At 68.9% G+C, this 24177-nt stretch carries 22 protein-coding genes; 17 read left to right on the top strand and 5 right to left on the bottom strand.

What is annotated here, in order from left to right:
* Nucleotides 1–158: 158 nt before the first annotated feature.
* The 9 genes from NXI30_12885 to NXI30_12845 all read left to right on the top strand — a co-directional run bounded on the left by NXI30_12885 (nucleotide 159) and on the right by NXI30_12845 (nucleotide 10328).
* Entirely contained in the window at nucleotides 159–1304 is a 1146-nt protein-coding gene (locus NXI30_12885) for an acyl-CoA dehydrogenase family protein (protein ID MCR9095107.1), read from the top strand.
* A gap of 99 nt (nucleotides 1305–1403) precedes the next feature.
* The gene (locus NXI30_12880; protein MCR9095106.1) at nucleotides 1404–2285 is read left to right on the top strand and encodes an acyl-CoA dehydrogenase family protein; all 882 of its coding nucleotides are present in this window, start codon (nucleotides 1404–1406) and stop codon (nucleotides 2283–2285) included.
* Nucleotides 2282–3277: an acyl-CoA dehydrogenase family protein gene (locus NXI30_12875; protein ID MCR9095105.1), complete on the top strand. Its 996-nt coding sequence runs from the start codon at nucleotides 2282–2284 to the stop codon at nucleotides 3275–3277. The genes NXI30_12880 and NXI30_12875 overlap by 4 nt, the downstream gene beginning before the upstream one ends.
* On the top strand, nucleotides 3274–4173 hold the full coding sequence (locus NXI30_12870) for an enoyl-CoA hydratase/isomerase family protein (protein MCR9095104.1): 900 nt from the start codon (nucleotides 3274–3276) through the stop codon (nucleotides 4171–4173). The genes NXI30_12875 and NXI30_12870 overlap by 4 nt, the downstream gene beginning before the upstream one ends.
* Before the next feature lie 34 nt (nucleotides 4174–4207).
* Nucleotides 4208–5329 (top strand): acyl-CoA dehydrogenase family protein, encoded by a 1122-nt coding sequence (locus NXI30_12865; protein MCR9095103.1) that lies wholly within the window; start codon nucleotides 4208–4210, stop codon nucleotides 5327–5329.
* Entirely contained in the window at nucleotides 5326–6954 is a 1629-nt protein-coding gene (locus tag NXI30_12860; GenBank protein MCR9095102.1) for an AMP-binding protein, read from the top strand. Before NXI30_12865 ends, NXI30_12860 begins: the two co-directional genes overlap by 4 nt.
* 289 nt (nucleotides 6955–7243) lie before the next feature.
* Nucleotides 7244–8158: an NAD(P)-dependent oxidoreductase gene (locus NXI30_12855; GenBank protein ID MCR9095101.1), complete on the top strand. Its 915-nt coding sequence runs from the start codon at nucleotides 7244–7246 to the stop codon at nucleotides 8156–8158.
* A gap of 257 nt (nucleotides 8159–8415) precedes the next feature.
* Entirely contained in the window at nucleotides 8416–8790 is a 375-nt protein-coding gene (locus NXI30_12850; protein ID MCR9095100.1) for a hypothetical protein, read from the top strand.
* 326 nt (nucleotides 8791–9116) lie between these two features.
* Complete coding sequence (locus tag NXI30_12845; protein MCR9095099.1) at nucleotides 9117–10328, top strand: hypothetical protein; 1212 nt, start codon at nucleotides 9117–9119, stop codon at nucleotides 10326–10328.
* A gap of 93 nt (nucleotides 10329–10421) precedes the next feature.
* On the opposite strand, the gene NXI30_12840 is transcribed toward NXI30_12845, so the two are convergent.
* Nucleotides 10422–11138: an ABC transporter permease gene (locus NXI30_12840; GenBank protein ID MCR9095098.1), complete on the bottom strand. Its 717-nt coding sequence runs from the start codon at nucleotides 11136–11138 to the stop codon at nucleotides 10422–10424.
* A gap of 184 nt (nucleotides 11139–11322) precedes the next feature.
* The gene (locus tag NXI30_12835) at nucleotides 11323–12591 is read right to left on the bottom strand and encodes a PEP-CTERM sorting domain-containing protein (GenBank protein ID MCR9095097.1); all 1269 of its coding nucleotides are present in this window, start codon (nucleotides 12589–12591) and stop codon (nucleotides 11323–11325) included.
* Between the two features lie 381 nt (nucleotides 12592–12972).
* Here NXI30_12835 and NXI30_12830 point away from each other — a divergent pair, with 381 nt between their 5' ends.
* On the top strand, nucleotides 12973–14013 hold the full coding sequence (locus tag NXI30_12830; GenBank protein MCR9095096.1) for a transporter substrate-binding domain-containing protein: 1041 nt from the start codon (nucleotides 12973–12975) through the stop codon (nucleotides 14011–14013).
* Between the two features lie 66 nt (nucleotides 14014–14079).
* Here NXI30_12830 and NXI30_12825 read toward each other — a convergent pair whose 3' ends face one another.
* On the bottom strand, nucleotides 14080–15306 hold the full coding sequence (locus tag NXI30_12825; GenBank protein MCR9095095.1) for a cytochrome P450: 1227 nt from the start codon (nucleotides 15304–15306) through the stop codon (nucleotides 14080–14082).
* A 179-nt stretch (nucleotides 15307–15485) separates the two neighbouring features.
* On the opposite strand from NXI30_12825, the gene NXI30_12820 reads away from it, so the two are divergent.
* The 7 genes from NXI30_12820 to NXI30_12790 all read left to right on the top strand — a co-directional run bounded on the left by NXI30_12820 (nucleotide 15486) and on the right by NXI30_12790 (nucleotide 22033).
* Nucleotides 15486–16331: an SDR family oxidoreductase gene (locus NXI30_12820; protein ID MCR9095094.1), complete on the top strand. Its 846-nt coding sequence runs from the start codon at nucleotides 15486–15488 to the stop codon at nucleotides 16329–16331.
* A gap of 200 nt (nucleotides 16332–16531) precedes the next feature.
* The gene (locus NXI30_12815; GenBank protein MCR9095093.1) at nucleotides 16532–17254 is read left to right on the top strand and encodes an EthD domain-containing protein; all 723 of its coding nucleotides are present in this window, start codon (nucleotides 16532–16534) and stop codon (nucleotides 17252–17254) included.
* Nucleotides 17254–17811 (top strand): nuclear transport factor 2 family protein, encoded by a 558-nt coding sequence (locus NXI30_12810; protein ID MCR9095092.1) that lies wholly within the window; start codon nucleotides 17254–17256, stop codon nucleotides 17809–17811. The genes NXI30_12815 and NXI30_12810 overlap by 1 nt, the downstream gene beginning before the upstream one ends.
* On the top strand, nucleotides 17808–18659 hold the full coding sequence (locus NXI30_12805) for an SDR family oxidoreductase (GenBank protein ID MCR9095091.1): 852 nt from the start codon (nucleotides 17808–17810) through the stop codon (nucleotides 18657–18659). The genes NXI30_12810 and NXI30_12805 overlap by 4 nt, the downstream gene beginning before the upstream one ends.
* A gap of 62 nt (nucleotides 18660–18721) precedes the next feature.
* The gene (locus NXI30_12800) at nucleotides 18722–19549 is read left to right on the top strand and encodes an SDR family oxidoreductase (protein ID MCR9095090.1); all 828 of its coding nucleotides are present in this window, start codon (nucleotides 18722–18724) and stop codon (nucleotides 19547–19549) included.
* 61 nt (nucleotides 19550–19610) lie between these two features.
* Nucleotides 19611–21071: an amidohydrolase family protein gene (locus NXI30_12795; protein ID MCR9095089.1), complete on the top strand. Its 1461-nt coding sequence runs from the start codon at nucleotides 19611–19613 to the stop codon at nucleotides 21069–21071.
* On the top strand, nucleotides 21068–22033 hold the full coding sequence (locus NXI30_12790) for an aldolase/citrate lyase family protein (GenBank protein MCR9095088.1): 966 nt from the start codon (nucleotides 21068–21070) through the stop codon (nucleotides 22031–22033). The genes NXI30_12795 and NXI30_12790 overlap by 4 nt, the downstream gene beginning before the upstream one ends.
* Before the next feature lie 20 nt (nucleotides 22034–22053).
* Here the strand turns inward: NXI30_12790 and NXI30_12785 are convergent, their stop codons facing one another.
* Together NXI30_12785 and NXI30_12780 are read right to left on the bottom strand one after the other, a co-directional pair.
* The gene (locus NXI30_12785; protein ID MCR9095087.1) at nucleotides 22054–23220 is read right to left on the bottom strand and encodes a cytochrome P450; all 1167 of its coding nucleotides are present in this window, start codon (nucleotides 23218–23220) and stop codon (nucleotides 22054–22056) included.
* Entirely contained in the window at nucleotides 23217–24176 is a 960-nt protein-coding gene (locus NXI30_12780) for an LLM class F420-dependent oxidoreductase (GenBank protein MCR9095086.1), read from the bottom strand. Before NXI30_12780 ends, NXI30_12785 begins: the two co-directional genes overlap by 4 nt.
* Nucleotide 24177: the final 1 nt, after the last annotated feature.

Raw genomic sequence — 24177 nt, 5'->3', positions numbered from 1 at the left:
GAGTGATCGGAACCAGCGACCGGGAATCGATCAGGAATCGACCGGGAGACGCGACCGGAACGCGAAATTCGCGCTTGGCGACGCCCTCCTGCCTGATATAGCCTGATTCTCGCTCGCGCGTCAATTTCGATCGAACGCCGGCGAAGCGGGGAACTCGCATGGAATTCGACTGGTCCGACGAGGACCTTCGGCATCGGGACGAGGTTCGAGCTTTCCTCGACGAGTTCCTCCCCGACGACTGGGAGCGACTCTCCGAAGGCGGTCCAGGGAGCGACGTCCAGGCCGATTTCTCGCGCCGCTTCTGCCGCGAGCTCGCCCGTCGCGGCTGGCTCACCCAGCATTGGCCCGAGGCATACGGTGGGCGGGACGCTCCGCCGTGGCGCCACTCGATCATCGGCGAGGAGTGCTGGGCGAACGGTGAACCCCGTGGCCCGCAGTACATGAACGTCAACTGGATCGGCCCTGCGATCATGCGCTTCGGCTCGGACGAGCAGAAGCGCGAGCACCTGCCGCGGATCTCCGCCGGCGACGTTCTCTGGTGTCAGGGATTCTCGGAGCCCGAAGCGGGCTCGGATCTCGTCGCGCTCCGGACGGCCGCCGTTCGCGCCGGTGATGAATACGTGATCGACGGCAGCAAGATCTGGACGTCCTACGCGAACCACGCCGACTTCATCATCCTGCTCGTCCGAACGGATCCGGACTCCGATCGTCATCGCGGGATTTCCGTGCTCCTGGTCCCGATGGACACGCCCGGGATCGAGGTGCGGGAGATCCCATCGGTGGTCGGCGATCGCTACTTCCACGAGGTCTTCTTCACGGGAGTTCGCGTCCCGACGAGCGTGCGGCTCGGACCCGAGGACGAAGGGTGGGGCGTGGTCACCTATGCGCTCCAGTACGAACGGGTCGGCGCGGCGCGCTATGCGAGAGCGGCGCTCACCCTCGATCGCCTGGCGGAGCACGCCCGGGCACGCGGTCTGCTCGACGACCCGCTCGTGGTCGACCGGCTCGCCGACGCGCGCACGCTCTGCGAGGCGGCGCGGATGCTGACCTATCGCGTGATCGACCAGCGCGCGCACGACCTTCCCCCGTCGACCGATACCCAGCTCGCGCGGGTCGCGAACACGAACGCGGACTATCGGGTCGGCGAGCTCGCGGTCGAGATCCTCGGGCCCGACGCGCTCGAATACGGGTCCTTCGCCGACGCGAACTTCCGTCTCGCCATGACCGCGGGCGTGGCGGTCGGCGCGACGGAGGTCCAGCTCAACCTGATCGCCGCGCGGCACCTGGGCCTGCCCCGTGCCTAGGCGAACGGCGACGCGCCCGCGCGCGAACGCGGCCGGAGAGAGTCGCTGAACTTCGAACTCGACGACGACCAGCGGGAGATCGTCGGCGCGGTCGAGCAGATGCTCGAACGTCACGCCGGCGTCGCGCGCGCGACTGAGCTCGATCGCGCGGGGCTGCACGACGGTGAACTCGATCGCGCGTTGACGGAGGCCGGCTTCGACGAGATCCTGGACCCCGAGTCCCAGAAGGGTGCGCTCGAGGCCACGCTCCTCATCGAAACGATCGCCCGTGCCGCGGGCGTCGTCCCCTTCGCGGCGCGCGCGCTGATCGGGCCGGCGGTCGCGGGAGAAAGGCTCGAAGGGACGGTCGCGCTCGGCGACGCAGACCGGTCGCATCCCGTCCGCTACGGCGCACAGGCGGCATGGCTGCTCTGGGCGGCGGACGATGAAGCGTTGCTCGCCCCGCTCGACGCTCGGCAGGTCGAGCCGGTCGCGTCCAACTTCGGCTACCCACTCGGCCGCGTCCCTGCCGACGCGGTCGGTGCCGAGCGGTCGCTCGGTCCCGGAAGCGCGGATCGCCTGCGCGCGTGGTGGCGGCTCGCCGTGGCCGCCGAGGCCGTCGGCACGATGGCGTCTGCGCTCGACTGCACCGTCTCCTATCTCACGGAGCGCAAGCAGTTCGGTGTCGCGATCGGTTCGTTCCAGGCCGTACAACACCGGCTCGCCGAATGTGCCGTGCGCGTCGAGGCGAGCCGCTGGCTCGTCTACGAAGCGGCCCATCATCGTGCGCAGGACGAAGCGACGGCCTGCGCAGCGGCCTACGCCCTCGAGTCCGCCCGTCAGGTCTTTCGCGAGACCCACCAGCTCTCCGGCGCGATCGGATTCACCCGCGACCACCCGCTGCACGTCTGGTCGATGCGTCTCCACGCGCTCGGCAGCGAGCTCGAAGGCGCCCGCGGCCATCGTCGCGCGCTCGCCCGGGCGCGTTGGGGGGTCGCGTGAGCCTCGGCGCGGATCCCGAGTCCATCCAACCCCCGAGCCTCGATCTGGGGCTCGACGATGCACAGGCCGCGATCGCCTCGGCGCTCGGCGAGTTCTGCCGCGATCGACTCGATGCAGGTGCGGCAGCGATCGGAGGGGATGGGTTCCCGGATGCGCTCTGGCGCGAGCTCGCGGCGCTCGGTGCGCTCGGGGTCGCGACCCCGGAAGGCGACGGCGGCGCGCGCGAGGTCGTCGCCGCGATGGAGACCCTCGGGCGAGAGGGCTTCCCCGGGCCGCTCGCGGCGACCTTTCTCGCGACCCAGCTCGTCTCGCCGTCGGAACGCGTGGCGCTCGCTTCGGGCGACCTGCGAGCGGCGGTCGGGCGCGGTCCGCTCTTTGCCGATGCGAGGGGAGCCGACATCCTCCTCGAGATCGACGGCGAATGCGTCCATCGCCGACGGTCGACGTCTGAAGATCGCGCCGTTCCGGTCATGGGCGGCGTCCGTTGGCGCCACGTCGAAGGCGAGCGGGTCGAGACCTGGGCCGACCCGGCCCGGGGACTCGCGCTGATCCGAATCGCGCTCGCTGCCCAGCTCTTCGGTCTCGCGGAGGGACTCGTCGCCGCCGCCGCGGAACATGCCAACGTCCGACGCCAGTTCGGCCAATCGATCGGCGACTTCCAGGCCGTCGCCCATCCCCTCGCCGACGTGCACGTCCATCTCGAGGCGGCGCGGCTGCTCGCGCGATCCGCTGCGGATCGTTTCGACAGGGACCCGAGCACGGCCTCGAGCGAAGCGTCCGCCGCCCACGCCTCGGCCCGACGGAGCGCGGTCGAGGCGGTCCACGTCTGCCATCAGGTCTTCGGCGCGGTCGGGATCACGATCGAGGGGCCGGCCTGGTCGACGTCGAGCCGGATCATGGCGCTGGCCGCCTGCCCGCCGACGTCGGAGAGCACGAACGCATTGCTCTACGGAAGCATCGCGCGGAGCCCCGCGGAGAGGAGGAGCGAATGACGCGGATGGCCGACTACGCCTCGATCGACCTGGACGCGCCGCTCGAAGGCGTGGTCTTCGGCGTCGCCGACGGCGTCGCGACCATCACCCTCGCGCGTCCCGAGCGGGGCAACGCGCTCACGCCCTCGATGCAGCCGATCCTGCGACGAATCTGGTGCGAGGTTCGCGACGAGCCCTCCATCCACGTCGCGGTCCTCCGCGCCGAGGGAGAGCGCCATTTCTGCACCGGCTTCGACGTCGCCGAGGCGGAGTCCGACGATGCGGACGACGTCTTCGTCGATCTTCCGCTCGCCGAGTCCGTGTTCTGGTCGCCGCTCCAGAATCGGGTGACGAAGCCGGTCATCTGCGCCGTGAACGGGCTCTGCGTCGGTGGCGGCCTCCATTTCGTGGTCGATGCGGACATCGTCCTCGCCTCGCAGAACGCGGCCTTCATGGACTCGCACGTGAACGTCGGCATGGTCGGTGCGCTCGAGAACATCGGTCTCGCGAAGCGACTCCCGCTCGGGAGTGCGCTTCGCATGACGCTCCAGGGTCGGCACTACCGGATGCCGGCGGCGCGCGCCTACCAGCTCGGCCTCGTCGACGAGCTCGCCGATTCGCCGGCTTCGCTCCACGATGCCGCGGACGCGATGGCGCGACAGATCCTCGAGAACTCGCCGCAGGCGATGGCGCGCTCGAAGCAGGCGGTCTGGGGCGCGCTCGAGTTCGGCTACGAAGAAGCGCTCGAACGCGGCTGGGAGCTGCTCAAGGGACACTGGGTCCACCCCGACTTCCGCGAGGGGCCCCGTGCTTTTGCGGAAGGGCGCGCGCCGCGCTGGAACCCCGATCCCGAGGCGCGCGATCCAGAGGCGGACGCGCCGACCCGTGATGCGTCTTCGAAGGAACGCGAATCGTGAGGAGTCCGTTCCATGCATCCGGGGAGCGCGCGCCGTGAATTTCCGCTTCAACGAATCGGAGGAGGCTTTTCGCGCTGAAGTCCGTCGCTTCCTCGTGCCCTACGCGGACCTCCACGGCTTCGTTCAGCAGGGGCACAAGTGGCCCGAGGTGAAGGCCCTCTTCCAAGCGATGGCCGAACTCGGCTGGCTGTCGCTCTCCTGGCCGGCTCGGGAAGGCGGGGCAGGGCGGCCCATCACCTGGGAATACATTCTCTGGGACGAGTTCGGGTACGCGCGCGCGGCCCGCAATCCACTCTCCGCCGGGATCGTCGCGAAGACCTTGATTCGTCACGGAGACGACGGCCAGAAAGCGAGGTGGCTCCCTCCGATCCGGGAGGGCCACCTCCACTTCTCGCTCGCCTACTCCGAGCCGGAGGCGGGCTCGGACCTCGCGGCCGTCCGGACGCGCGCGGTCCGCGACGGCGACGACTACGTCGTTTCCGGCGAGAAGTGCTGGCAGTCCTACGCCCAGGACGCCGACTGCTTCTGGCTGCTCGCGCGAACGGGCGAACCCGAAAGCCGCGCCCGTGGCCTCTCGCTGTTCATCGTCGAGCGCGACTCGCCGGGCCTCGCTGTCGAGCCGCTCCCGACCCTGGATGGCGACCAGCTGAACGCGGTCGTGTTCGACGACGTCCGTGTGCCTGCTGAGCAGCGAGTCGGCGCCGAGAACGAGGCCTGGCGGATCATGGCGGAAGCCCTGGCCGACGAGCGGCACGTCCAGTTCCCGGCTGGCCGCGTACGTCGGGATCTCGAGGACGTCCTCGCCTGGGCCGAGGCGGAGGGACTGAGCGAATCCAGCGAAGTGCGAACGCGCCTCGCCTCCCTCGCCGTCGACGTGCGCGAGGCCGAGATGCACTGCCTGAACGTGCTCGACGCGATGCTGCATGGCCGAGATGCGAGCGTCGCCGCGGCCGCCAACAAGATCGCGCACACCGTCGCCGTTCAGAACATCGCGCGTGCCGCGATGGAGTTCGGCGGCGACCTCGCCCTCGTCGAGGGAGCCGGGCCGGAGCTGCTGTGGCGGCTCGGTCTGTGGGAGACGATCGGCGGCGGCACGACCGAGGTCATGCGGGGGATCGTCGCCCGGCAGGGCCTCGGTCTGGGAGCGAAGCGATGAACCCGGAGAGCGCGCGCTGGCACGAGGAGCACGGGCTCCGGGTCTCGGCCGAACGTCCGGCCCTTCCCGGCGGTGGCATCCAGACGATCGCGGACCTGCTCAACCCATGGGTCCGCGAGACACCCGACGCGCCGGCGCTCGTCGGGCGACACGGTCGCTTCAGCTACCGCGAGCTCGATACGGCGGTCGAGGCCGCCGCCGCCGCGCTCCACGCCCTCGGGCTTCGTGCCCCCGATCGGATCGCCGCATGCCTGCCGAACGACGTCGACATCGTGATCGCCTTCCTGGCCAGTCAACGACTCGGGCTCGTCTGGGTCGGCATCAATCGCCCCCTCGCGCCCGTGGAGAAGGTCTACCTCCTGCGAGACAGCGGGGCGCGCGCCTACCTCGTTGCTCGCGAGCTCGCCGACGAGCTCGGGGACCACCGCTCCGATCTCCCGACGCTCGAGCACGTCCTTCTCGTCGATCCGAGTGGACCCGACTGCGCGTGGCGTTCGCTGCTCGAACGAACGAAGGGCCAGACGCGCCCGGACGTCGAGATCGATCCGTTCGGCGCGAGCGCGATCGCGTACACGAGCGGTACGACGGGCCACCCCAAGGGCGCCGTTCACAGTCAGCACAACCTGCTGATGCCGGGGGCCGTCGCGGCGATCGTCGGGAATCGGCCGAGACCTCCCTTTCATGGCGTCGTGCTCCCGCTCACGATCCTGAACCTGGTCGTGCTCGGGCCGCTCTGCGTGCTCCACGAAGGACGTTGCGTCGTCGCGATGGATCGGATCGACGCGCTCGGGGTCGCGGAGTGGGTGCGGGAGGAGAAGATCGGCGCCTTCGACGGGGTCCCGACGATCATCCACGACCTGCTCACCCATCCGGAGGTCACCCGCGAAGACCTGCGTACGCTCGAGGCCCCGGGCATGGGCGGGGCCGATTGTCCGCCGGCGATCGTCGAGCTCTATCGCGAACGCTTCGGCGCCGACGTCATCATCGGATACGGCATGACCGAAGCGCCGACGGCGGTGACCTGGACGGACGACTCCGTCCCGCCGAGTCCCGGACTCTGCGGTCGCCCGATCGCGCACGTCGAACTCGAGATCCTGGATGAGCTCGGCGAGGTCCTGCCCGCCGGCGAGGTCGGCGAGATCTGCGTGCGCCCGGCGAGGACCGGCAACTTCGCGGGCGCGTACACGCCGATGCTCGGGTACTGGGATCGCCCGGAGGCGAGTCGGGAGGCGCTCGCCGGCGGCCGGTACCACACGGGGGACCTCGGCCTGCTCGACGAGGCCGGGCGACTCTACGTGCGCGGCCGACGCAACGAACTCATTCTGCGGGGCGGGGCGAACGTGTATCCGGCCGAGGTCGAGCGCGTCCTCGGCTCGCATCCGGCCGTCGAGGCCGCGGCGGTGCTCGGGATTCCGGACGACCGCCTGGGTGAGCGCGTCGTCGCGGTCGTCCAGCGAACGCCCGGGACCGAGGTCGACGAAGAAGCGCTGATCGTCTTCGTTCGCGAGTCGCTCGCGCGCTACAAGGCGCCGGAACGGGTGCGCTTCGTGGACGTGATGCCCCGGAACGCGATGAACAAGATCGTGAAGCCGAAGCTGCAGGGGCTCTTCGGGACCGAGGGGTGATCGGCGAGCGACCGCCTCGTATGGCGGGGGGGCGTCGTCGTCGCGCGATCGGCCGCCCAATGGGAGCTCGAATTCGTGGGAGCAGACTTCGAGTGCGGCATCGAACGGTCGCCGCGGGTTCGATCTGGAGTCCGCGGGCGGTGACCGCACCGCGGGCGTACGGGCTTCTTCCGCGCGAACATGATCGCCGCGCGCAGCCGAGCGGACCACAGGCGAAGCCCACGGTCGTATCGACCGCTGCCGAATGGCCGTCTCGGAGTCACGAACCAGATCATGCAGGAGAATTCCAATGCTGAAGGACCAGCGAATCCTCGTCACCGGCGTGACCGGCGCCATCGCGCTGCCGGTGGCCCGTTTCCTCGCGAAAGAGAACCACGTCTTCGGGGCGGCCCGCCTCGAAGATCCTGCGCGCCGCGCCGCGGTGGAGGCGGCGGGGGTCACGCCGTGTCCGATCGATCTCGGTGGCAGCGACCTCTCGGCGCTGCCCGAGCGGATCGACTACGTCCTGCACTACGCCTACGCCCGAAGGAACTCCGGTGAGTTCGACGAAGCGATCGAGGTCAACGGCGTCGGCACGGGTCGCGTGCTCGCGCATTGCCGCGACGCGAAGGCGGCGCTCGTCATGTCGTCGGGCACCGTCTACTCGACCCGGCCCGGAGATCCGCACCATGCGTTCCGCGAGACCGACGACATCGGTCAGGCTTCGGCGCCCTGGGCGCCTTCGGCTCCGACGTCGAAGGTGGCGATGGAAGCCGTGGCGCGCTTCTGCGCCGAACACTTCGACCTGCCGACCGTGATCGTGAGACCGAGCTCGCCCTACGGAACCGGTCCAGACGTCCCGGGCATGGCGCTCCAGGCGGCCCTCGCCGGCGCCTCCTACCCCGTCTTCCACGACCCCCAGCCCTACTCGACGATCCACATCGACGACATGTGTCGCGAGGTCGAGGCGTTGCTCGGCGCCGCGTCGGTGCCCGCGAACGTCGTGAACTGGGCGTCCGACGAGGTCGTGACGATGCAGGAGATGGCCGAGATGATCCACGAGTTCACCGGAAAGACGCTGCAGCTCGATCCGGTCGACGTGCCTGGGGCGGGGCACGGCTACGTGCTCGACGCTTCCCGGTGTCGAGCGATCACCGGTCCCCCGACTCGAGACTTTCGTGCCGCGTTCGAGGCGATCTGCCGCGCGGCAGTCGAAGGAGACTGAACATCTCGTCGGCCCCATCTCACCTCTGAGCTCGCCCGGGGTTTCACCCGAGACCGACCGCCACGACGCGAAGTTCGGATGAGAGACGGAGTCGCAAGCCGAGGGGCATCCCCATCACGCGGCCCTCCACGTTCGCGGTCCGAACCTTTTCCGGGCGGGACAGGGGGCCGTCGTACGCTTTCTCGTGTCGGTATGGAACCGAAACCTGGAGTTCGGCGTACAAAGAGACGCGCGCCAGGATCGGACCGGGGGGTTCCATGAAGATCGACGTCAACGAGCCGGTGGGAGCGAACGACGACTTCCACGCCTTCGCCCACACTCAACTGGCCTTCGCCACGTTCCATCCTCACTATCGATTCGAGGACTGCCACGTCGAGCTCTACCTGCACGGGCCGGGGCGCGCCGGCTGTCGCCTCTCGGTCGGTTCGGAGGCGCTGGGCACGGTCGAGGTGAACGCCCTGGCGGACGACGTCTACGACGTCGTCGAACGCGCCGCGGAACTGCTCGGAGAGGCGGTCGACCGGCGCATCGAGCGCGCCGATCGAGCCAGCGGTCCGGTCCCGCACCTGCCGCTGCACTCGCTCGCGCCGGCGCCGCGACCGGCCTCCACGAGCTGGGCCGACATTGGCTAGGCGGAGCGGCTAGTCGGATCGTTCGCCTCGATGCCGTGCTCGATTCTATTCGCTCGGCTCTCCAGGATGTCGCCGCGCCCACGATCGAGCTGATGAAAATCGACGGGTTGCGGGCAGGAGTTGCCTCTTTCCTTCCGCAGCGTCGGCGTCGCCCGCTCCAGGCAGGCCTTGCGTCGCGGGCATTGGGCGCTCGAGCGGCCCGGTGCCTGTGGGGAGATCGAGCATGACATCCGACCCGTGCAGTCTCGAACGGACTCCGATTCCGGCTTCACCTTCAGATCGAAGTCGCATAACATTGAGCATGAACGTGCACATCCCGAGAAGCGATGAGTCACGAGGCTCCGAACAGTCGCACCCGGTTCTCGCGCGCCTTCGCACTCTGGCTCCTCGCCGCGAGTTCGTTGACGCTCTCGCTCGCCGTACTGGGCGTGATCGGCGAGCTGGTCTTGCGCATGCAGGTCGAGGGCGGCGTTCACTACGAGCTCTACCGCATCGCCAGGTTCGATCGGGAGCTGGGCTGGTCATTGATCCCAGGGGACTATGAGTTCTTCCATCCGGCTGCGTTCACACACTCCACGATCTCGATCGACGAGATCGGTCTTCGCGGCCGAGACATCCGCCTGAAGCCGCCTTCGCGCACCGAACGAGTGACCGTCGTCGGTGACTCGTTCGTCTTCGCCGCCGCTCTGTCGGAACAGACGCGGCTGACCGGGCGAATGGCGTCGCAGCTCGCGGGCACCGAGGTCGTAGACGTATCCGTGCCGGGATTCGGAACTGGCCAGCAGAAGCTCCTCGTCGAACGACTGGTCGCCCAGGGATACGATCCGGGTAGAACGATCGTGCACCTCTTCTTCCTCAACGACATCCTCGACAACGCGGGGCGGAAGTACGGCCGCGAAGTCGATGACCCCACGCGACCTGCCTGGGCGATCACGCCGGAAGGCGTGAGGCGCGTTCGCGAGCCGATCGACCCGACCGATGGCCGGCCGCGGGCGTTCTACACACCGAGTCTGCTGGAGCGCTCTCTCTTCGTCGGCGTGCTCAAGAAACGCGCCTACGTCGCGGCTTCGAATCTCGCGGGCCTCGCGGGCTTCGCGACGAAACTCGGTATTCGGGTTCCGCTGCCGCGAACGCCAGGGATCATCAACGGCTGGTATCGCGACGGCTGGACCGAGATGTGGCAAACCACGGAGGCCTTGCTCGCCGATTTCAAGGAGACGGCGCATGCGGCCGGCGCAGAGCGCTTCGTCGTCGTATTCCTTCCGTCCCCGTTCCAGGTCGAGCCTGTCCTCACCGAAGTCATTCGAGGTCACGAGGACGACGAGGCCTTCGCGGATTTTCTCGAGGACATGAACAGGCCGCAACGAGTGTTCTTCGAGTCCTGTGAGCGGCATGGAATCGAATGCCACGATCTCACGCCGAAGCTTCTCCGCGACGTCGTGGGCGAGCCGGCCTATTTCCTTCGCGAGGGTCACCTCAACGAACACGGTTCCCTGATCGTCGGGCAGGAGCTCGCGAGGTTGATCGAGGCCCGGTGACTCGGCGTGGGGATCGGCGGAGGGAGATGAGTCCGCCGCAGGCCTCATCGAATCGACCTGGATCCGCCGAGTCGAGAGCCCGGCGTGGTTCGTTCAGTCGCGAGCGTCGAAGCGCCGGGTGACCATGGCGAGATAGGCGGCGGCACCGAGGCCTCCAGAGCCGAAGACCATGCACATCACCATGATCTGGTAGCGGACGGCCACCAGGGGCGCGATGCCCGACAGGATCTGGCCCGTCATCATGCCCGGTAGCGAGACGAGGCCGACGGCCAGCAGGGCGTTGATCTGGGGAATCAGCGCGGCCTCGAGCGCGACGCGGCGCGCCTCGAGCACGCTTTCCTGATGACGCCGCTCGGAGGCGAAGCGCTCCGCCGCCAGGCTCACGGTGTTCATCGTGTTGGCGAAGATCATGCCCGCGAGCGGAACCGTGAAGCGAGGCTCGAACCAGCGTGGCAGATCGAGGACGAGCTGGGTCACCAGGACCAGCATCCCGAAGCCGCTCGACGCGATCGCGGCGAGCACGATCGCATAGACCCGCGCGCCCCGATCCGGAATCGGCCGCATCGCGATCCTGGCCGCGACACCCACCATCAGGGCGAAGACCGCCAGCACCACCCACGGTGTCTCGGCCTCGAAGACGTACGCGAGCGCGTAGCCGACCAGCAGCAGCTGCCCGAGCATCCTCGCGTTCGCGTAGAGGGCCTCTCCGGTCGAGAGTCGCCAGCGCTTCATCACGCCGATCAGGAAGAGACTCGGCAGGAAGGCGAGGCAGAGGCTGGAGAACGGAATGGTCGGAAGCGCTTCGCTCATGGGTTGCCTCGCAGAGACGGAGGAATCGTGTCCACGATCCTCTCACAACGTCAGGGCGATGTCGCAGAGCAGGCGACGAAGCGGGCCGACGTGGTTCGGCCGTAGTCGGCGTAGTTGGCGTAGTCGGCGTAGTGTCCCGTCCGCAAGGAGGCGCACGGACCCCGGCAGGATCCAGGGGGCGAGCCTACGCGGGCGACCCTGCTCTGCGCCGGAAAGCGCACAGGCCTCCCAGACCCAGGCCGAGCAGGATCGCCGTGCCGGGCTCGGGAATCGTCACGAGGTAGAGCGCGTTGGTTCCGCCGATGAAGTCCACGCCCAGCGCGAGCTCGTCGCCGTGCAGCCCGTCCGAGTAGAAGTTCGCGAAGTCGACCTCGGCGCCGTCGAGCAGGGATCCGAACGCGAGGAGCGTGTGCACTTCCCCTGCGACGTCGACGTAGATCCCTTCTTCCCCGCTGAGTGTTCGTGCCCGGAAGACCGTCTTGTCGCCGAAGTGAGCGACGTCTCCTGTGAACCAGAGGAAGGAATCGCCTCCGCCAGGAACGAGATCGCCTCGGGACGCGATACGACGCAGGCCCGCGGCCTCGTCGACGTAGACCGCGCCGAAGCTCCCGCCGCTGTGCGCTGCGCGGAACGCGACGTCGTCGCCTCCGATCGCGCTCCCGAAGTCGAATCCCGAAAGCGTCGTTCCGTTCACGGGATCGAGGACCACGTCTTCGAGGGCGACGCTCTCGAGTGCGCCCGTGCGGTCGCTGAAGAGCCCTTCCTGGAGCGGGGAGACGCCGCCGAGGAAGGCGATGTTGCCCTCGGTGCCGACGTGGACCGTCGAGAAGCTCCGGAAGGGCACGCCTTGTCCGGGAACCGTCGTGTTCCGGTCCGCGACGACCTCGAGCAACCCGTTCTCGTACCGGTAGATGCCGGCCAGCTGGCCGGTATCGACCTGGGCCTTGAATGCGATCGTGCCCGAGCCCGCGGACGCGTCGGTGATCGCGGTGAAAGGCTGCCCGTATCCCGGGGCGATCGTAGTCGTGTTCGCGATGACCTCGATCGGACCGCCGCCGAGCGGAACGCGATAGAGACCGGTTGCTCCGGGCACGCTCGGGTTGCCGCCGGTGAAGATCAGATGTCCGCCATCGATGTCGCTCGCGCCGAAGGAGTCGAAGAGCGCGGCGCCACCGGGGACGAGGGTCGATTCGTCGACGAGCGTCGTCACGTTGCCGGTCGTCGAATCGACGGCGTAGAAGCCTCTCTCGCCGACGTTGGAAGTGAAAACGAGCTGGCTGTCTTCGACGACGGGAAAGCGCACGCTGGCGAAGGTGTTCGCGGAGCCCGGGATCAGCGTCGTGTCGTCGAGCAGCCGATCGAAGACCGGGTCGATGGCGATCGCGGGTGAGGCGAGAATGAGCGTCGCGAGCAGCGTCGTGAGAGCGAGCGGTAGGAAGAAGCGCCTTCGCATCGGACCTCCAGGTTATGCGTCGATTGTCCCATGGGCGGCTCGATCGCGTCAACGGAAAGCAAGGGATCCGTGATCCTGCGGGGTTCGATCGGACGGACGGAAATGCGATCGATCAATGGGCGAGCGCGGGCCTGCAGGGCCTCCGAATCGGGACGAGCGATCCGTGGCGGGGCGGGTCCAGACGGTCGACCGATGATTCGCCGGAGGGGCTCGCGCTTCTTCGCGCACCAGGGACCTGGTGCAGGAGGGCTACGTGGGGCGACTTCCGAGGCCGGTCGGGCCGAGGTGCGGATCGGCTACGCTCCGCGCGTACCCCACGAAATCCGCCGCCCGGAGAAGCGACCGACGGTCGCGTCGGCGCGGCGGGGCAGGATGCGCCACGTGCTCCGAGATTGCCTTTCTCCCCGACGCCTTGCGCTCTGCGGCTTGATCGCGCTCGTGGGCGTCGGCCTGACGCTCCCTTCTTCACGGGTCGCGATCGCGACGGAACCCTCCACCACGGCCCTGCGCCTCGCCTCCGATCGATGGCCTCCCTTCACGGACGAGGAAGGCTCCGCTCGCGTGGCGATCAAGCTCGTGGAGCTGGCGCTCGGCCGAACCGGCCAGCTCCCGGCGTCGACGATTCTCGAGGGCGACTTCGCCAACGTCATGGAACGCATCGAGCAGGGCGACTTCGACGGGAGCGCCGCTCTCTGGAAGACGCCCGAGCGAGAAGCCTTCCTTCGTTTTTCCGTACCCTACCTCGAGAATCGTCTCGTTCTGGTGGGGCGCGAGGGAAGCGCCGTGGACGCGCGGAGCATCTCCGAGCTGGCCGGCAAGCGGGTCGCCACGGTGGGCGCCTACGCCTACGGCGGAATCCTCGAGTCTGCTGTCGGGCCCGAGCTGGTGCCGGGGGAAAGCGACGCCGCGAACCTCCAGAAGCTGCTCGACGGGAAAGTCGACTACGTCCTCGTCGACGAGCTCCTGGTCCATCATCTCTTTCGCGGACAGGAAGCCGAGGCCGAGGCCGCCCTCGCGGTCGGCGGGTATCCGCTCGTGAGCCGAACGCTCCACTTCGCGCTGCGCAAGGACGTCGACGGTGCCGAAGGAATCGTAGAAGCGTTCGACCGGGAGATTCGTGCCATGATGGCGGATGGCACGTACCACCAGACGCTGGACGTCGACTGGCTGTGGGCGGACATCGATGGCGATGGCGATACCGAACTCGTTCTCGGCGGAGTCCAGGCCGGCGCGAGCGAGCCGATTCAAGGCTATGACGTCGTGGCCGGGGAGCGGGGCGCGTCGGGTGAGAAGAGGGCGTCGCGCTACGCCGTCGAAGGCGTGATCTACGAGAGCTGGGAACACATCCCCGATCGCTACAAGGTGGAGATCGATCGCACGCGGGAGCCGCTGGAGTCGGGTGTGACGGTGATCCGGTTCTAGGAGCGAGAGGCGTCGGCCTCCTCCGCGCCAGCGATGACGGGCCGGAGACGACGGGCCGGCCCGCGCTCACCTGAGCCGTGCGGGCATGCTCTGGATCTCACGCAGGAAGGCGTTGGACGGGTCCCAGACCATCTCGGCAGGATCGACGCTCGCTCCGACCGGCAGGTGGTCGAGGAAGAAGCCGAGGAGCTCTTCGAGCTGGAGCTTCGCCAGGTGCGAGCCCATGCAGAACCCGCGCCCGTGGCCGAACGCGAGCGTGCCGCGCAGCTCCCGGGTGATGTCGAAACGTTCGGGTGATTCGTAGACGCTGGGATCCCAGCCGGCGCCGAGGATCGAGATCAAGACGCTCGTGTCGGCGGGGATCGTCTGGCCCTTCCACGTCACGTCCTCGAGGGTCGATCGCGCGAGAAATTTCGTCGCGCCCTCGAAACGCATCAGCTCCATGATCGCGTTGGGCAGGAGGTCTCGATTCGCTCGAAGCTTCTCCATCTCCTCGGGATGGTCGAGCAGGGTCTTCACGGCGAGCGACGTCGTGAGCCGGGTCGTGTCCGTTCCGGCGGCCAGCAGAACGACGAGCGTCGGGATCACCTCGTCCGGGTCCATCCCTTCCGTCTCGTCGACGACCTCGATCACGTTGGAGATCAGATCGTCGCGCGGCTGCACGCGCCGCGACTCGACCTCCTCGGCGAGCACCTGGATCATCGCCAGGGCCGCCGCCTCCGCCCGGTCCTTCGCCGCGTCGGAGACGAGCGGACCGATGCCACGGAAGAAGTCGGGGCCCGCCGTCAGGAAGGTCTCCGCGTTCGGGCCGGACTCGGAGATGCCCAGCAGCTGCGTGATGATGCTCAGCGGGACGCTCTGGACGAGCTTCACGACGTCGACCTTCTCCTCCGATTGGATCGGCGCGAGATGCTTGGCGACGACGTCTCGGACCGTCGCGGCCATCTTGCGGATCGTGCCCGGTCGGAAATCGGGGGCGAGGACTTTCCGAAGCACGAGCTGATCGTTGTACTCCTCGTCCTGCGGTGCCGATCCGCCGGTCATCCTCGCCTCGAGGATCGGCCAGCGCGCAAGGCGCGCCTCCGCCTCCTCTTCGGACACGTGTTCGACGCTCGGCCGCCTCGACATCTGGGGGTGGTCGCAGAAGGCGCGGACGGATTCGTAGTCGTGGGCGAACCACGCGCCGAACGCTTCGTGCTCGAAGAGTCGACCGTCGGCGTGGAAGTGCGCGAAATAGGGCTTCGGGTTCGCGGTGTACTCGAGCGAGAAGGGATGGAAGGGCGGAAGCGTCATGGCGTACTGTTTCCTGGTGATCGGCGAGCAGGGAAACGAAGCGTATCGAACGAGGGGAGGCCGATGAAGCACTCGTCCCGCGTTCGGGGCCGCTCCGGGCGGCGGTCACGAAGCGCCGCCTCGCGCACTCGATCCCGAGATCGTGGGACGGGACGTCGCACACAGAGACAGGAGGTCCGATGAACGAATCCACTCCCCACGTCGTGACCGGTGCCGCCCGTGGTATCGGTCTGTGTTGCGCTGACCGGCTCCGCGCCTCGGGCCCCCTCCTCATGACGGATCTGGATGCCGGCTCGCTCGAGTCGAGCGCGAAGGCACTCGAAGCTCAGGGGGCCGAGGTCGAAACGCTCGCGGGGAATCTCACCGACCCGGGCGTGCGAAAGGCGCTCGTCGATCGCATCGCCGAGCGCGGTGGTTTTCGTTCGCTGGTCCATGCTGCCGGCGTGGCGGGAAGCCAGGCGGGCGCGGACCTGATCCTGGACCTGAATCTGATCACCGCGGCCGAGCTGCTCCGCGATCTGCTTCCGCACGCGCATGCCGGGAGCGTCGTCGTGATTCTCGCCTCTCAAGCCGGGCACGTCTTCAAGTCCCACGTGACCCCCGAGATCACCGCGCTCGTCGCGGACCCGTTGGTCCCGGATTTCCAGTCGAAGGCGAAGGCGCTCCTACCCGCGGCCTGGGACGTGCCTTCGCTCGCCTACTCCCTGTCCAAGTACGGCGTGCATCAGCTGGTCGCCGCGCAAGCCCGCGGCTTCGGCGAGCGTGGCGCGCGGATCGTCTCCGTTTCTCCGGCCTTGATCGAAACACCCATGGGCGAGGCGGAGAGAGCGGAGCAGCCCGCGATCGACGACCTCCTGAAGATCGCGGCCCTCGGACGATCCGGTCAGCCGGAGGAGATCGCCTCGGTCGTGAACTTCCTCTGTTCGGACGAGGCGAGCTTCGTGACCGGCGTCGACTGGCTCGTCGACGGCGGCGGAACGCGTCCGATGCTCGACGCGATCGAATCGGGCGGCTTCCCCAGCTAGTCCCGAGTGGAGTACGTCGGCCCGGATCAGGGGCACGTCCGCGAGAAGATCGTGGCGGATGCCAGGCCGGCGCCGCTCGGCACGAGGACGAGGGGCACGACCATCGATGGAATGAGCCTGCGATCTCGCCGTGATCGGCCCTCCCTTGACTTCTGCGATCGGTCCTTCGAGACTTCCCCGATCCCTCTCCGTCGGAGCCCATGCGCAAGCGAATCTCGCTCAAGACCCGACGCCCCGGACTCTCGCCCTCGGCGTTCCGCGACCACTACGAGAACCGACACGTCCCGCTCGGTCTCGAGTACGTGGATCGCTTCCAATGGCGGCGCTACGTCCGTAACTACGTGGTCGGCTCGATCGGGACGCCGGTCGGCTTCGATGGCTACACGGAGTTCTGGGTGGACGATGACGCAGACGACGACGCGCTCGCCCGATTCGTCGCCTCGCCCGAGTTCGCAGCGCTCCACGAAGACGACGCCCGCTTCCTCGACGTCGACGCCCGCTTCTCCGGCGAGGTCGTGGCCGTGCCCTTCGTAGACATGGCGTGCGGATCGCAAGGCCCCGGTTCTGCGCCGCCGGATGCGGTGGAGAAGGTGGCTTTGCTCTGGACCTCGGGTGAGACGCCGCCGGCCGACGCGGCCGCGCGCGCGTCGCGCATCGTGGCGCCGCTCGCCGAGCGCGTGGCCGACGCGACGCTCGAGCGCGTGCTCGGTCCGCCGCCAGGAGCGCCTTTCGACACGCTCATGACGATCTTTCTCGTCGACGCCCGGGCGGCCGACGTGCCACTCGACGCGATGCCCGCGTCGCCCTGGTCGCTGCTCACCCTCGACCCGATCGAGACACCCGCCCACCGACTCTTCGGCGGAGCCCGGGCTTCGGGCTCCCGCGTGGGAGAGCACGAGGCCGAAATCGAGAGGACCTCCTGATGAATCCCCTGAACCGTGAAGGCGAAGACCTCGAAGCCAAGGTCGAACGGCTGCTCGACATCGAAGAGATCAAGCGCCTCAAGTACAAGTACTTCCGCTGCTTCGACACGGCGGACGTCGAGGGGATTCGGGACGTCTTCCATCCCGACGTGACGCTCTCCGTCGTGGGGGGCGTGTACAAATTCAAGCTCGAGGGACGGGACGCCTATCTCGACATGGTCCGCGACGGCGCGCACGCCGAGATGATCACGCAGCACCAGGGACATCACCCCGAGATCGACATCCTCTCGCCCACCGAAGCGCGCGGCACCTGGTACCTCCAGGACAGCGTCTGGGAGTTCCGCCGCAAGATGCACATCACGGGCGCGGCGTTCTACCACGAGCGCTACGAGAAGGTCGACGGCCGCTGGGTCATCCGGGAGATCGAGTTCCAGCGAATCCACGAGATCGTCGACCCGATCGACGCTCCGCCGAACGTGACCGTGAACTACCTCGAAGAGCACGGACGCCGACTGCCCCCGGGCGATCTGCCTCCGTTCCAGAAGGACGAAGATTGAGACTCGGGCTCGATCTCGAAGAGCGGGTCTTCGTCGTCGCCGGCGCCGGCGGAGGCGGGATCGGCAGCGCGACGGCGCGGTCTCTGGCCGCTGCGGGCGCGCACGTGGCTGGAATCGACCGCAGCGCCGAGGCCTTCGGTGCGGTCCGCGACGACCTCGAGCGAATGGGCTTGCCCCACCACCTCGTCGAGTGCGACCTCGCCGCCGAGGGCGCCGCGGAGTCGGCGCTGGAGGCGATCGAGCGAGCGCTCGGCCCCGTGGACGGCGTCGTCAACGTGGTGGGCGGGTTCGAGTCCCAGGACCAGATGGGGCCGCTGCTCGGCGCCGGCGCCGAGGAGAATTTCGGCCGGCTCCTCGAGTTCAACCTGCGTCCGACCCTGGCGACGTCGATCGCGGTCGCTCGACGGCTCCGCGATCGATCGAGCGCCGGCTCCATCGTGCAGATCACGTCTTCGACGGGCCTCGTCTCGATGCCCTTCGGTGCGGGCTACGCCGCGGCGAAGGCGGCGCTCGTGAACCTCACGCGAACGATGGCGGTCGAGTGGGGAAGCGCGAGGATCCGCGTGAACGCGATCGCGTGCGGGACGATCCAGACCGCCGAGGCCCGGCGCTGGGCGGAAGGCGTCGAGGAAGCGGCCCGGCGCGTCGTGCCGCTCGGACGGACCGGGGAGCCCGAGGAGATCGCCGGCGCTGCGCTCTTCCTGCTCAGCGATCTCTCGAGCTACGTGAGCGGCACCGTGCTCGGCGTCGACGGCGGCGCACTGGCCCGCGCGCCCTACAACGACGAGCACGATCTGCCCGTATTCATCACGGACGACACGATCCGCGATCGGTTGCTGAAGGACTGAGCTCGAGAGCGACCCGAGCACGCGGGGGCGCCCCGCGGTCGTTCGGCTCGTGGAGAGAGGACATGATCGACTTCGAGAGACTCGACGAGCGCGGCGTCCTGATCACGGGCGGAGCCAGCGGAATCGGTCTCGCGCTCGCGCGGACCTTCCAGGAGCGGGGCGCGCGGGTCTGCCTCGCCGATCGCGATCCGGCGCGTCTGGCGGAGAGCGCGGCGACCCTCGGCGTCGGGAGCGTGGTCTGCGACGTGACCGACCCGGACGCCGTGGAGGCCGCTCTCGCGCAGGCCTGGGACACGTGTGGCCCGATCGACGTCCTCTGCGCGAACGCGGGCGTCGTTCGCTCGGCGCCGTTGATCGAGGTGAGCCGAGACGAGGCCGAATGGCAGTTCGCGGTGAACGTGTGGGGGGTGCTCGACTGCTGCCAGGCGTTCGTGCGGCGGCTGCGTCGCGAAGGCCGCCCCGGGCATCTGCTCCTCACCGGCTCCGAGGCCAGCCTCTCCCATCCCGACTTCGTCCGACCGATGCAGGTCGGCATCTACCACATGACGAAGCACTCGGTGCTCTCGATGGGCGACGCGCTGCGGGGCGAGCTCGCGCCCGACGGAATCGGCGTGAGTGTCCTCTGTCCTGGACCGACGCCCACGGACCTCGCCGTGACCTCGGAGGCTGCGCGCGTGGCTCATCTCGGCGGCGCGGCGGAGCTGCGTGGGCCCGAGGCCGACGACGACGAAGCGGTGGACGAGCGCTCGCGAGACACGCGCGACGTAGCGGAGGCCGCGCTGGCGGGACTGCGGCGCGGACTCTTCGTGATCCCCACCCACCCCCACATCCGCGAGGACGTCCAGCTTCGCTACCGCGAGATCGAACGGTCCTTCGAGGGGCTGTCGTGACGCGGATTTCGGCAGGGTGTCGTGTGACGGCGGCTTCGCCTCGGGGTGGTAGGCTCTCGTCATGAGCGAGAAGAGCCAGTCCGCACGGGTCCGCGAGGCCGTCGACCACCCGATCATCGACGCCGACGGGCACTTCGTCGAGATCTGGCCGCTGGCCCACGAGGAGATCACCGCGTACGTCGAGCAGGAGGGGGGCGCCGCGCTGCGCGATCGATTCCTCGCCGGCCACGCCGCGCCCTTCGACACGACCTCGTCCGTCGCGACGATCGGCGGCGATCCGGATCGCGGGCAGGCGATGCCCTCGTGGTGGGGCTGGCCGACCGAGCACACCCTCGATCGGGCGACGGCCTACCTGCCCGAGCTCCTCTACCAGCGGCTCGACGACTTCGGGATCGACGTGACGATCCTCTATGCGTCGATGAGCCTCTCCTTTCTCGACCTGGAGGACGCGGAGCTCGCGGGCGCTGCGTGCCGGGCGATGAACCGCATGCACGCCCGGATCTTCGCGCCCTACCGCGACCGGATCGTCGTCGGCGCCCTCATCCCGATGAACACGCCCGATGTCGCGATCGAGACCCTCGACCACGCGGTCGATCTGGGCCTGCACACGGGCGCCATCTCGGGCTACGTGCGCCGATCGATCCCGGCCCTGGAACGCGCCCACGGGAAGCTCGATCCGCCGGTGCACGTCTACGACCAGTACGGGATGGACTCCGCCTACGACTACGATCCGTTCTGGCAGCGCTGCCTCGATCGGCGCTTCTCGCCGATCTCGCACAGCTCGGATCAGTATCACAACGTGGCCCGGTCGACGTCGAGCTACGTCTTCAACCACGTCGGTGGACTCGCGCGCGGCCACGAGAGTCTCTGCAAGGCGCTCTTCCTCGGCGGCGTCACCCGACGCTTTCCGGATCTGCGGATCGGATTCCTGGAGGGGGGTGTCGCCTGGGGGTGCAGCCTCTATGCGGACCTGATCGGTCACTACGAGAAGCGGGGTGGCCACGCGATCGGATCCCTCGATCCCGAGCGCCTCGACGTCGGCGGCTTGATGGCGCTCTTCGACGCGCATGGGGGCGACGAGGTGAAGGCGGCGCGAGACCGCGTCGAGCGACACTTCGCGCAGCCCGGCGCCCGGCCTGCTCGGATCGACGAGTTCGAAGCCGTCGCGCTGGAGGCGCCGTCCCAGATCCGCGACCGGTTCGAGCCGAACTTCTACTTCGGTTGCGAAGCCGACGATCCGCTCGTGCCCTGGGCCTTCGCCGAGCGCGTGAACCCCTTCGGCGCGCGGCTCCGGGCGATGTTCGGGTCCGACATCTCCCACTGGGACGTCTCCGATATGACCGAGCCGGTGCACGAGGCCTTCGAGGCGGTCGAGGACGGGCGACTCTCGGACCGGGACTTCCGCGACTTCGCCTTCACGAACGCCGTGCGTCTCCATGCGGGGATGAATCCGGCGTTCTTCGAGGACACGATCGTCGCCGAGGCCGCCGCCGAGGCGCTCGTGAAAGCGTCGAGCGCTTGAGCTTCGCGCCGCGTCGCCGGCTCGAGCGCCCGGCGGTCCCGCCGCTGCGAAGCGTGCTCTTTGCGCCGGGCTCGAACGAAGCCGCGGTCTCGCGGGCGATGGCCTCGGGGGCCGATGCGGTCGTGCTCGACCTCGAGGAGCCGGAGACGCCGATGACCGAGGCGGTCCGCGAACGGGCACATTCGGTCTGCGGAGAGGTCTTGCGGGAGCGGGCCGGGCGGGCCGGGAGCGAAGGGCCGCTGATCTTCGCGCGCGTTCGGACCGCGTACTCCGGCGGCGCCTTCACGGATCTTCGCGCGCTCGTGGGACCGGCCCTGGCTGGAGTGCTCGTCCCGAAGATCGAGGGACCCGAGGACGTCGTCGCGATGGATGCGCTCCTGCTCGCGGCGGAGGTCGAAGCCGAACGACCGCGCGGCTCGATCGGGCTCTATCCGATTCTCGAGACGGCGGAGGGGCTCCGGCTCGCCTACGAGATCGCAAAGGCGTCGCCGCGGGTCGTGTACATGGGCGGAGCCATCTCACGTTTCGGCGACATCCACCAGGCGCTCGGCTATCGCTGGACCGCCGAGGGCCGCGAGACGCTCTTCGTTCGGTCGAAGGTCCTGATGGACGTGAAGGCGGCGGGCATCCGCTACCCGGTGAGCGGGATGTGGGGCGGGGCGTCCGACGATCTCGATGGCCTCCGCATGTTCGCCGACGAGCTTCGGGCGCTCGGCTACTACGGAATGATGCTGGGCGATCCGGCGCACGTGCCCCTGGTTCACGAGGTGTTCACGCCGTCGGCGGAAGAGGTCGCCTACTGGTCCGACCTGGTGCGTCTCGGGGATGCCGCGGCGGAGAGCGGCGAAGGTCCGATCCTCTACGGGGACCCGAGTCAGGGCGAGGGCCACGAAGTCCATCTGGCCCACGTGGAGAGCGCGCGGCTGAACCTCGAGTGGGCGAGGGCGCTCGGCCTCGCCTGAGTGGCGACTTCGCGGAATCGTCACGCCGTGCCCGGTGCGAGCTCGATCCGCTCCCAGGCGCGCACCCAGAGCGAGGGCAGGCGCGTGAGCTTCGCCTCGTCGACGGGCAGGTCGGGCCAGCGTTCGAGGAGCGCTTCGAAGGCGATCCGCGCCTCGAGGCGCGCGAGGCCGGCACCGAGGCAGAAATGCGTCCCGTGGCCGAGGGCGAGATGGCGACGGATCGGTCTTTCGACGTCGAAGACGTCCGGGCGCTCGAACTCGCGGTCGTCGCGGTTCGCGGCGCCCCACTGGAGCCGGACCTCGCTTCCGGCGGGCAGGCGGACGCCGTGCAACGTCACGTCCCGGGTCAGGCGCCGAGCGAGGGATTGGACCGGCGACTCGAAGCGGAGCATCTCCTCGATCCCGTTCGGGATCCCGGACGGGTCCGCCGCGAGCCGCGCGCGGGCCTCGGGATGGCGCGCGAGCAGGACCACGCCGTTGCCGACGAGATTGGTCACCGTGTCGGTGCCGGCGAGCACGAGGTTGCTGCAGACACCGCGCAGCTCGTCTTCGTCCAGGGGCTCGTCCTTCGCCCCCGCTCTCGTCTCGCTCTGGAGCGCCTGGATCAAACCCGGCTTCGAGGGCGCTGGATCGCCTCGCACGACGCGCGTCGTGAGGTCGGAGAGCGCCTCCATGAGACGGCCGAGCTCGCCCGCGTCGCGAGCGGCGCCGATCCCGAGCGCGATCTGGCGCATCGGTTCGTCGAGCGCCTCCGGGACCCCCATCAGCCGGTGGATCACGAGACTCGGGAAGCGGGAAGTGAAGCCCTCGACGAGGTCGAAGGCCGGCTCCGCTTCGAGTGGGTCGAGGAGTGCGTCGACGACGCCGCGGATCTGCGGTTCGAGCTCGGCGATCCGACGGGGCGCGAAGTGGCGCGCGACGCTCGCGCGGAGCCGATCGTGGGCGGGCGGATCGGTCGAGGCCATGTGCTTGAGTCGGGCGACCGGGCTCTCGGAGGAGAAGCTCCGCCAATCCTCCGTCGCCCGCCAGACGTCCTCGAAGCGCGACAGGAAGAAGCTGCCGGAGGGCGCGTGCTCATGGACGGGGTCTTCCTCACGGAGCCACCGATAGTAGTCGGCGGGGTCGTCGAGGAACTGCGCGTCGTCCGGGCGCCAGGCGAGGCCCGTGATGGCCTCCGGATCCGTCACGCCCCCGTCTCGGGAGCGAATGCGGGCACGATCTCCTCGGCGAACCGATCGACCGACTCCAGGTACGCACCGACGTCGCTGCCTGCTCGAGCAGGCCACAGCGCGATGTGGTCGAGTCCCGCCTGGCGCAGCCGACCGATCTCCTCGAGGACGAAGTCGCGTGGTCCCATGAGCGGGGCGAAGCGCTCTTTCTCCGGGATCGGCGCCTCCGACAGCACGACCTGCGCGCGCATGGAGACGACGATCTCCGTGGGGTCGCGCCCCGCCTTCTCGCAGCGTGCACGCAGGTCGCGCACACCTCGATCGAGCGTCTCGACGGGAAGGTCGATCACGTGCCAGGCGTCGCCGAGCGTGACCGCGCGGCGCCTTGCGGGGGGGCTGTTGCCCCCGATCCAGATCGGGAGCGGGGACTGGACGGGCTTCGGCTCGAAGCCCAGGTTGTCGAAACGGTAGTGCTCGCCCTCGAAGCGGGGCGCGGTGTCGGAGAAGAGCGTCCGCAGGGCGGCGAGGTGCTCGTCGAGCACGCGGCCGCGCTCCGCGAACGGGATGCCCATGGTCTCGTACTCCTCGGGAATCCAGCCGGCGCCGACGCCGAGACGCACGCGCCCGCCGGAGAGGTGATCGAGGGAGGCGACGAGGCGGGCGGCGACGAGGGGATGGCGCAGGGCCGCCAGATAGACGCTGATGCCGAGTCCGATGGTTCGCGTTCGCGTGGCGAGACCGGCGAGGGCGATCATCGGGTCGATGATCGGATGCGTCGGATCGAGCCGGACCTTCGCGTCCCGCACGTAGGGGTAGGACGTGTCCGACTCGATCGGGAGGACGACGTGGTCCGCGGTCCAGAGGTCCGCGAAGCCGCGCGCCTCGGCCCGCTCGGCGATCGCGATCATCGACTCGGCCGTGGCGAGCGGGCCGAGATTGGGCAGGACGAGACCGATCCCCAGCGGCTTCTTCATG

This window comes from bacterium, assembly GCA_024742285.1.
GTDB lineage: Bacteria > Myxococcota_A > UBA9160 > UBA9160 > UBA4427 > UBA4427.
The sequence above is the reverse complement of the archived record's forward strand: the minus strand, read 5'-3'. Positions and strand labels throughout refer to the sequence as shown.